Source organism: Moorena sp. SIO4E2, from assembly GCF_010671945.1.
Lineage (GTDB): Bacteria > Cyanobacteriota > Cyanobacteriia > Cyanobacteriales > Coleofasciculaceae > Moorena > Moorena producens.
In genome coordinates this window covers 1-9,992 of record NZ_JAAHIE010000264.1, presented here as the reverse complement: position 1 = coordinate 9,992, position 9,992 = coordinate 1, and the positions used below count along the sequence as shown (strand labels likewise).

Sequence of the window (9,992 nt, the reverse complement as noted above, 5' to 3'; positions counted from 1 at the left end):
TGTCTTGTTTGGTATAAACAAGACTTTCCCCAAGATTGGGCAAGCACTCAATATAACCTGGGCAATGCCTACATTGACACAATCAATGGACACAAAGCTTATAATTTAGAAAAAGCCCTAGAAGCATACCAACTAGCTTTATCCGTTCGTACTAAACAAGACTTTCCCCAAGATTGGGCAAACACTCAAAATAACCTGGGCATTGCCTACAGTCAAAGAATCAGAGGAGATAAAACTGATAATCTTGAACGTGCTCTAGAAGCATTCCAACTAGCATTGTCCATTTATACCAAACAAGACTTCCCCGAAAAGTGGGCAAACGCTCACTATAACCTGGGTAATGCCTACAGTAAGCGAATACTAGGAAATAGTGCAGACAATATAGAAAATGCGATCGCATCCTATCAAAATGCTTCAGAAATCTACACCCGTGAAGCGTTTCCCGAATATTGGGCAGACGTCCAACGTAATATTGGTAAACTGCTGGTTCAGCAAGGAAGCTGGTATGATGGATTATCCCGTTTAGAGCAAAGTCTCGCTATCTATCGCCAAACCGAAAACCTAGAAGCCCGTGCAGATGCAATATACCACATTGCCCGCACCCATCATTTAATCATGAACCTAGACAAAGCCCGCATCCATTACCGGGACGCTCTGCGCATCTACGAGTATATCAAAAATCAAGAAGGAATAGCTGCCTGCAAAACGGGATTAGGCAGACTAATGATTTCCCTTGGATTTATCGACGATGCCCGAGAAGAATTAACCCAGGCTTGTGAGATTTATCATACACTTAAGGATAACCAAAAAATTGATAATATTCAAGAAATATTCCAACTATTAGCAAAATCAAATATAAACAAGTTAAAAAAATTAAACCCAAGCCATAGCCATGAGTGAATCCGATAAACTTTGGAAGAAAACAAAACAAAATTTTGCTAACTGGAATCTTGAAGAAATTCCTTTTTCTGAAAGTGCTTCCAGCTTGCAGTCAAACCTAGATAAAGTTTTCACAGGTCGCACCCAGGAGTTAAGCAAGATATTTAACTTATTGCAGGGTCGTGAACGGAAGCGGATATTAGTCTATGGTCCCGTTGGGATTGGTAAAACAGCATTTATTTTAGAAGTATTGGGAGTTTTACAGCGGAACACCGAAGATACTCTCGCTACCTATATCAGTCTCCCCTTTGAAACTGATTTAGCAACCGCTGCTTTGATTGCCCTAGCTCGACATATGCCAGAGGATGAGTGGGCGCAACAACTGTTAAACAACATGGGATTGATGAGTGAATCGACTCGCAAAACCAAGACCAAGTTAGAGGGAAAATTTGCCGGGTTTGGGGGAAGCATTGAAGCGGAATCCAAACCGGTTAATGCTCCGAAGTTTCCCACCCTCACCTTTCAAGACTTATTGGAAAGGGCGCTGGAAAAGTATAGTCGTGTGGTGATTGCTATCGATGATTTAGATAAACAAGACCCAGACCGAGTGCGTCAACTATTGCACAATGCTCAAGGCATGCTCAAAGGTGATGCTTGGTTTATTTTGACTGGTCATCCTTCCGGGTTGACTCAGGAGCTTTTGATCGGTGAACGAGGATTATTTGATTTAGCCTTAGAGATTAAAGCCTTAGACCAACCCACTACTTATCAAATGTTAATTAACTATCTTGCTAGCGCCCGGATTAGAGAAACTAGTAAAGACCCAATTAATCCTGATAGCGTTTATCCCTTCACTCTAGAAACTGCTAACAATTTGTGTGAACGTTCCGAGGGGATACCCCGTTGGTTTAATCGCATTGGTAGTTATGTATTACTGAAAGCAGCGGAACTGAAAGCAGACAAGATTACACCAGACGTCTTTCAGCAAGGTTTAGAAGATGTCAGTCAACAACTGCGCATTCATGCAAAATTGAGTGCTGAAGATTATTATGTGCTTGAGTTAGTTTTAGAAAAAGGGGTGCTATCCGATGAAAACATAACCATGGATGAACTCAAGCGTATGAAAGTTCAAGAGTTTAGTCAAATTTTACCGATTTTAGATAAATTAATCCAATTTGACTTAGTGCGTCGTTTACCTACGGATAAAGCAGCGGAATATCAAGGAAATCCTTTACTTTTGCCTCCTTCAGAGCAGTCAGATGAAGAAGAATGAAGAATTTAGAATTTAGAATTTAGAATTTAGAATTTAGAATTTAGAAATGAGTAGTTACGTAGGGTGCGTTAGGGGCGGAAAGCCTCTGATTTTTGGCCTCAACGCCCGGATCGGGATAATCCGCCCCGTACGCACCACCTTTGGGGGAGCCCTCTGAGCTGACCGCTGACCGCTGACCGCTGACCGCTGACCGCTGCATGCTTACAGCTCCTACATCTATTGAGCGAGAAAACCTCCATCTACAGCTAAAAATTCTCCTGTAATAAAAGATGCTTTATCTGAACACAGAAAAACTACAGCATTGGCAACTTCTTCTTCTCTGCCTACTCGACCCATAGGATGTTTTTTAATAAACTCTTGATAGAAAGGAATAGGGAAGAAAGGACGAGCCATGTCTGTGTCAATTACACCGGGACATACGGCATTAACACGAATGTTAGACTGTGCCACCTCTAAAGCCGCTGTTTTAGTTAAGCCCAATACTGCGTGTTTACTAGCGGTATAAAGAGATATTGGTGCTAAAGCAACCAAACCTAGAATAGAAGCACAATTAACAATTGCTCCCCCTCCATGATTTAACATATAGGATAGTTCGTATTTCAGAGATAAAAATACCCCTTTAACATTGACATTAAAGACTTGGTCATAATTTTCTACTGTTTCTTCAGTAATTGGATTTCCTACAGCGAAACCAGCATTATTAAAAGCACAATCAAGATGACCATAGATTTCAACGGTTTTTTCGACTAAATTCTTAACCTGTTCTTCTTGAGTGACATCAGTTTGGATAAAAATACCTTCTCCACCTACTTTTTTGATTAAATCAACCGTTTCTTCTCCTTCTTTACTTCGACGGGCAGCAACCACAACTTTTGCACCTTCTTTGGCAAAGGCGATCGCCGTTGCTCGACCAATACCAGAACTAGCACCAGTAATTAATGCAACTTTATTTTTTAGTTCTTCCATTGTTGATATCTCAGGCAGGATAAGCGTGTCTAAAATACTATTTATAAAATACTATTATATAAGTAACAACCAAAGGAAGCAACTCAAAGTTGCAGAACAGATCAACTATGTACCATCAGAGCAAGCTTAAACCAATGAGGGGGCTAAAGATTTAGTACAAATGTTCTGCATAAGTTACATGCTCCCACAACCAAGACAGCTGAAGGCTGACAGCTGACCCAGGGGTAATAAACAATGGACAAACAAAGAAAACAAGCATACCTCAACTTGCTCCACCAACTCCTAACTTGTCCCAAGGGCAAAGAAGTCCAACTTCTTAATAGCAACCGCGAGTTAGTGGATGCGGAATTCTTACAGGTAATGGCACAATCAGCAGACTATCTGACAGCAAAGGGTCAGCAAAATGCTGCTAACTTTTTACGGCGGATCAGGAGTAAGCTTTTAAAGGGTCTGGCAATTTCAGAAACCCTTACTTCAGCTAAGGCTTCATCGGAAGATTATCAGCAATTCTTAGAGGAAGTATTGCTAGCAATCGCTAACAGCAAAGGCGACCGCGAAGTAGTCTACCAACTACTGGTAGCAAACCTAGACAAACTCGATCATAATTTTATCAATATCCTGCAAACCTGGGCAACTGCTAAACTCTCAGAAGCGGAACCAGAAACAGCAACAGAAATAGCTAATACTATCTGGGAATTCAGCACCATAATCAGCGATTTTCCACTGGGTAATCAAGCCAATAATAGGGAAATCGCCATTACCGGTTACCAAACCATGCTAACGGTTTTTACTAATCACAGTAACTCGGAAATTTGGGCAGCTATTCAAAACAACCTGGGCAATGCCTACTGTGACAGAATCCGTGGCAATCGGGCTAATAATCTCGAAAAAGCCATAGATGCATACCAAATAGCCTTGGAGGTTTATACCAAATCAGACTTCCCGGAAGATTGGGCAAGTACTCAAAACAACCTGGGCATCGCTTACTGTGAAAGAATCCGTGGAGACCGGGCTGATAATCTCGAAATTGCTATTAAAGCATTCCAACTAGCATTAGAAATTCGCACTAAACTAGACTTGCCCGAAGATTGGGCAATGACTCACTATAACCTGGGCAATGCCTACTGTGAAAGAATCCGTGGCAATCGGGCTGATAATCTCGAAGAAGCCATAGAAGTATACCAACGAGCATTAGAAGTTCGCACCAAACCAGATTTCCCCGAAGATTGGGCAAGTACTCACAACAACCTGGGCATCGCCTATAGTGACAGAATCCGTGGAGATAAAGCTGATAATCTCGAAATTGCTATTGCCCAATACCAACTAGCTTTGGAGGTTTATACCAAACGAGACTTCCCCGAAGAGTGGGCAAGGACCCTATATAACCTGGGTAATGCTTACAGCAACAGAATAGTAGGAGAGACTACAGAGAATCTGGAAAATGCGATCGCATGCTATGAAAATGCCTCAGAAATCTTTACCCGTGACGACTTTCCCGAAGATTGGGAAAACATTCAACGTCATATTGCTAGACTACTGATTGAGCTAAGAAACTGATATACCATGAACTACCCCGCCCTGTAGAGGGACGGGGTTTCAGCAGACCCGTCTGATGAGCGTGATTTTTGACGCTTCATCTTCCCTAGTTGCTTCATCGATCCAGTATGCTTACTGGTCTTTGAAGTAGAGCTAGGAAATCCACGTTTATCGAGGTCATTTCCGTACCCCGGCTGATTACCTAGTGCTGCGTTGTACATCACCATTGCGCTGGTTTTATCCCGTGAAAGCCGAAATCCGCACTGATCACAAACGTGGTAACGATTGGAGAGATTAGCCCAGTGTTTATGAATTTTTCCACACTTTGGGCAACGTTGTGATGGCTTTAATTGTTTAGTAGGCAGATAAAGTACTATCCCACCTTTTAGTTCAATTTTGTAGGACAGCATCTTGTTAAGAGACCCAAAACCAACATCAAGAATGGATTTGTTTAACCCAACTTTTTGATTTTTTCGCTTTGACCCTTTCTTGGCTTTGCGGGTCATTCCTTTCGTATTTAGCTTTTCGGTTACACCGATGTCATAACGACTAGATAAATCTGATGTAACTTTGCGATGCAGCGCGGTCTTGGGGGTTTCCCCCATGAGCGACTGCATCAAGACGTGTTGCCAGTCTTTTCGCTGATTGCCAATTTTACGCTTGATTTGAGATTCCCGTTTATTGGCTTTTTTCCAGCGACTTGATGGCTTAACTCGCTGTTTACGATTAGGAGCGCGTTTCCTGCGTTTATCTTTGCCAGCAGTTTTTAGTAATGGCTCTAAAGCACGAGTAAAACGCTGATTTTTGATTTCGTTGAACTCGGAGCCATCAAAAGTAGTAATAGCTGTCTGTGTTCCTAAGTCATAAGCCACAACCGACTCATAATTTAAGTCTGATTCAGACCCATACTTGGGTTCAGGTACATCCACTTTTACGGTGATCGACGCAAACCATTGATTCAATCGTGGCTTGTAAACAACGGTCAATGTAGTTGGCTTACCCCAATGTTTGGCTTTACCTCGCATCCTAATCTGAATCTTTAAGTCATTTAGCACTAGAGTCCCATGTTTTCCATTGCTATTAACCTTCCATCCAGAAGTACTGGGGTAAGTCCAACCAGAGTAATCCCTAATAGACTTAAATCTTGGGAACTTTCTTAATCCCTTTAAGAAGCTGTTGTAAGCTAAATCTACCCGTTTGACCGTCCCTTGTAATGAGGTACTGTAAAGACCTTTGTACTCAGGCCAACAATCTTTATATGCTGGCAAAATATTCTGTTGATCAAGGTAGCCAACACTTTTTCGATTAACCTTCCACTCATAGCGGCGGTGAGCTAGACAGGCATTATACAAAAGTTGATGTAACGAACGGGCATAAAATAGCTTATTTTTTTGCGATGCGGTTGGATACAGTCGAAATGTCTGCCTTAGCGTGACCACTTCAGTCTCACCTCCTTGTGTGCAGTCAGTCGATAGTTGCTCTAGAATCAATATAACACCGAACAACGAAGTTGACAAGGAATGCCTGAGATTATCATGAGAAAAGGTTCTCACGTAGTTTTTTCAATTCACCTGCATATTGTCTTTGTGACAAAATACCGTCGCCAGGTGTTTACAAAAATGATGTTAGATCGCATGGCTCAAGTTTTTACGAGGGTACTGGAGCCAAACAAATGTAAATTAGAAGAATTTAACGGTGAACCAGATCATGTTCACTTGATGGTAAGTTTTCATCCCGACAATAACTTGTCTGATTTGATCGCATCTCTGAAATCAGCTAGTAGTAGAATTCTCAGAAAAGAGTTCAAGGCAGAAATTAGCAAGCATTACTGGGGAGAAAAAGCCAAATTATGGCATGACTCTAAATGTATAGTTTCTTGTGGCGGAGCACCTTTAGATCAAGTCAAGCAATATATCGAAAATCAATCAGGCGGACGAATTTGAGGGGTCTATCCATCCCCATCCTTAAGAGGAATGGGGAATTTCGACCCCTCAAACTCCCCATTCGTTAAAATACCACAAGTCATGGTTCGGTCACAATGGAACAGCAACTAAGCTTGCGATTATTTGATTTTTCCTCTGCTGTCGGAAGCTTTGCAGCAAAGAGTAGTGAGGAACGAGGAGCAATTTTTACCCGACGTGAGGTTGTAGAGTTTATTCTTGACCTGACAGGTTATACCGTAGATCGCCCTTTGCCAGACTATCGGATACTTGAACCCTCGATTGGTGAAGGTGACTTTCTTGTTCCGATTGTAGAGCGACTGTTAACTGCTTATGGTGCTCATGATTCTAATCAAGTCAGACTAGTTGATAGTCTCCACAATTCTATTCGTGCAGTTGAGATCAATCCTCAAAGCTTTGAAAATACCAGAATTAAACTTTTAAGGTTACTCCAGCACCATGGAATTAATCAAGATGACGCCTATCAATTGCTAACATCCTGGCTGATTGAAGGTGACTTCCTACTTGTAGATTTACCAGGTTCATTTACTCATGCAGTTGGCAATCCGCCTTATGTTCGGCAAGAGCTGATTCCGGATATTCTCTTGGCCGAGTATCGAGCCAGATATAACACTATATATGATCGAGCAGATTTATATGTCCCTTTTATTGAACGTGCCCTAAGTAGTTTGGAACCTGGAGGGGTTTTAGGTTTTATTTGTGCCAATCAATGGCTAAAGAATAAATACGGTAAGCTACTACGAGCAATGGTTTCTGATCATTATCATCTTGCTTACTATATTGATATGGTCGATACTCAAGCGTTTCGCACTGAAGTTAGTGCTTATCCTGCCATTACAGTCATCAAGTGCCAAAAATCCGAAGTTGTTCGAGTTGCTCATCGACCATTAGTTGAATACAACACACTTAAGAAACTAGCACAAAATTTTTGTGCTGACTCTATTTCACCGGAAAGTGGTATCATCGAGCTTAGGGGTGTCACAAATGGTTCAAAACCATGGATTCTAGATTCTGTTAAAGAACTTATGGTGGTTCGTCGCCTGGAAGAAGACTTTCCTAGTTTAGAAGACGTTGGTTGTAAGGTAGGCATTGGTGTAGCGACCGGAGCAGATAAAGTTTACATTGGGCCCTTTGAAAAACTGGAGGTTGAACCCGATAGAAAATTGCCTTTAGTCAAGACACAAGATATTAAAACTGGTATTATCAAGTGGGGTGGCCTTGGTGTTATCAACCCATTTCACGACAATGGTTCTTTAGTTGAACTTGAAAATTATCCCAAGCTGGCAAGTTACCTTGCCCAACATTCCGATACAATTTTGAAACGGAACTGTGCCAAGAAAAATCCCAAGAATTGGTACAGAACAATTGATAGAATTTATCCCAGCCTGACCGCTTACCCTAAACTGCTAATTCCTGATATTAAATCCAAAGCACATATTGTCTATGAAGATGGAAAATTATACCCCCATCATAACCTTTATTTCATTACTTCACAAGAGTGGGACTTAAAGGCACTTCAAACAGTTCTCAAATCAGGTATAGCTAAACTATTTGTATCTATTTACTCAACTCAGCTCAGGGGAGGGTATCTTCGCTTTCAAGCACAATACTTGCGGCGAATCAGACTTCCTCAGTGGCAAAGTATTTCAGAGAATCTTCAAAGAATGCTAATAGAAGCAGCAAACACAGGAGATCTTAACCTTGGAAACTATGCAGTGTCTGAAATTTATGGATTGACACCAAAGGAGCGAGCTGTGATTAGAGATAACCAGATCTAAATAAGCAATGAGTATCCTATGCTATAATATATAAAAACCATTACAAGATTTTTCATAAATTAATATGTCAGTTACTTGGTCAAATTGGAGGGGTAATGTTTCTTGCAACCCCAAAAGTATTGTCGAGCCGTCTTCTAACGAAGATCTCAGGAAAGTTCTTGCCATGGCTCGAACCGAAAGGATGAAAGTTAAGGTTGTTGGTTCGGGACACTCATGGTCAGAAGCTGCATGCACCGATGGTGTTCTTGTATCCTTGAAGCGACTAAACCGAGTAATCGAGCTAGACCGAGAACGGGGCACCGTTACTGTCGAGCCAGGAATAACACTAAACAGCTTGAATCAATACCTAGACCAACACGGCATGGCCTTGGAAAACCTGGGAGCAATTACAAAGCAGACTATTTCTGGTGCCATAGCAATGGCTACCCATGGAACAGGAGACAAGAATGGCTCACTGGCCAGTGCAGTGGTCGAGCTGGAGCTAATGAAAGCATCCGGGGAAGTTGTCCGCTACCAACAAGATAATCCCACATTTTATGGAGTATGTGTCAACTTGGGTGCCCTTGGTATTATTACTAGATTAACGCTTCGTTGTGTACCTACATTCTTCTTGCGAGATGTTCAACAACCGATGTTAACTTCCGTGCTCAGAAAAGAAATAGACACACTAGTTAAAGAAAACGATCATTTCCAATTCTTTGAATTTCCCCACACCTCACGCTCCTATTGGTTTAAGTTTAATAAAATGGATGAGCCGGTTACTCCCATGCCATTCTGGAGACAATTCCTAGACGACCTATCTAGAACTATATCTAGATCCGGCAATGGAATCGGTGACTGGATTACCAGAAATTTTCCTGCTCTAATTCCTATCATCTTTAGAGTAGCTTTTTTTACTAATCTACGGGGATTAAACCGTTGGGATAAGAGCTTTAAGATCCTCGCCTTTGAGAATATTAATTTCACCTATTCCGAGTTGGAGTATGCCATACCAAGGTCAGCTACAATCAAAGCTCTGGAGCAAATTCACGAGATGATAAAAAAACAGGGATTTAGGATAAACCTACCAATATCAGTTCGATTTGCTAGTTCCGAAGAGCATTGGTTAAGCCCACTGTATCAAAGAGAGTCTGCTTATATTAGCCTTAACTTATCAGGGTCAGATTTTAAGGTGATTGAAAACTATCACCGGGAAGCCGAAAAGATATTATTAGAGTATGGTGGCCGTCCCAACTGGGGCAAGCACTTTTATTCCAATCGGGAATATCTTCGCTCACAATACCCACGTTGGGATGACTTCGCTCTGCTTATGAAAGAATTTGATCCTGATCGACTTTTTTCTAACCCCTTCCTCGACCGCCTCTTCCCTTTTGATGTATGATTGGCTCAAATCGGTTGGGAGTTCGTTTCACAGCCGGGGTTTCTTCCATACTCTCTAATATCATTTCGGGATAATTACCCTTAATAAAAATGTAAGCATTCAGCCGTCAGCTATCAGCTTTCAGCTGTCAGCTTTCAGCTTATCGGCTACGCGCATATGCTTACAAAATCTCGAACTATTAAATTCTCCCGTTTGAGGTTGATCTTAAGCTGACGGCT

The 9,992-nt window shown here is 41.6% G+C and carries 9 protein-coding genes; 6 read left to right on the top strand and 3 right to left on the bottom strand.

The genetic code is table 11. The features are described from left to right. Both F6K37_RS23235 and F6K37_RS23230 read left to right on the top strand, forming a co-directional pair. A partial coding sequence (locus F6K37_RS23235) for a tetratricopeptide repeat protein (protein WP_287252402.1) occupies window positions 1–900 on the top strand: 900 nt, incomplete at its 5' end. Beyond that, the gene (locus F6K37_RS23230; RefSeq protein ID WP_287252400.1) at window positions 893–2,152 is read left to right on the top strand and encodes an AAA family ATPase; all 1,260 of its coding nucleotides are present in this window, start codon (window positions 893–895) and stop codon (window positions 2,150–2,152) included. The genes F6K37_RS23235 and F6K37_RS23230, both read left to right, overlap by 8 nt. Before the next feature lie 40 nt (window positions 2,153–2,192). Here the strand turns inward: F6K37_RS23230 and F6K37_RS23225 are convergent, their stop codons facing one another. Continuing rightward, entirely contained in the window at window positions 2,193–2,351 is a 159-nt protein-coding gene (locus F6K37_RS23225; protein WP_154659810.1) for a hypothetical protein, read from the bottom strand. A gap of 17 nt (window positions 2,352–2,368) precedes the next feature. Next, entirely contained in the window at window positions 2,369–3,118 is a 750-nt protein-coding gene (locus F6K37_RS23220) for an SDR family oxidoreductase (protein WP_008184943.1), read from the bottom strand. Between the two features lie 234 nt (window positions 3,119–3,352). Between F6K37_RS23220 and F6K37_RS23215 the strand changes: the two genes are divergently transcribed. Continuing rightward, window positions 3,353–4,675 carry a tetratricopeptide repeat protein gene (locus tag F6K37_RS23215; RefSeq protein ID WP_287252397.1) on the top strand — a complete coding sequence of 441 codons (1,323 nt, stop codon included), beginning with the start codon at window positions 3,353–3,355 and terminating at the stop codon, window positions 4,673–4,675. 11 nt (window positions 4,676–4,686) lie between these two features. Here F6K37_RS23215 and F6K37_RS23210 read toward each other — a convergent pair whose 3' ends face one another. Further along, the gene (locus F6K37_RS23210) at window positions 4,687–6,093 is read right to left on the bottom strand and encodes an RNA-guided endonuclease InsQ/TnpB family protein (RefSeq protein WP_287252395.1); all 1,407 of its coding nucleotides are present in this window, start codon (window positions 6,091–6,093) and stop codon (window positions 4,687–4,689) included. A gap of 81 nt (window positions 6,094–6,174) precedes the next feature. Here F6K37_RS23210 and tnpA point away from each other — a divergent pair, with 81 nt between their 5' ends. The 3 genes from tnpA (at window position 6,175) to F6K37_RS23195 (ending at window position 9,774) form a co-directional block, all read left to right on the top strand. Continuing rightward, complete coding sequence (tnpA, locus tag F6K37_RS23205) at window positions 6,175–6,597, top strand: IS200/IS605 family transposase (RefSeq protein ID WP_353838380.1); 423 nt, start codon at window positions 6,175–6,177, stop codon at window positions 6,595–6,597. Between the two features lie 95 nt (window positions 6,598–6,692). Continuing rightward, a complete protein-coding gene (locus tag F6K37_RS23200) occupies window positions 6,693–8,393 on the top strand; it encodes an Eco57I restriction-modification methylase domain-containing protein (RefSeq protein WP_008184939.1) in 1,701 nt (566 codons plus the stop codon). 64 nt (window positions 8,394–8,457) lie between these two features. Further along, window positions 8,458–9,774, top strand: a complete 1,317-nt coding sequence (locus F6K37_RS23195) for a D-arabinono-1,4-lactone oxidase (protein WP_008184937.1) — start codon at window positions 8,458–8,460, stop codon at window positions 9,772–9,774. Window positions 9,775–9,992 lie beyond the last annotated feature (218 nt).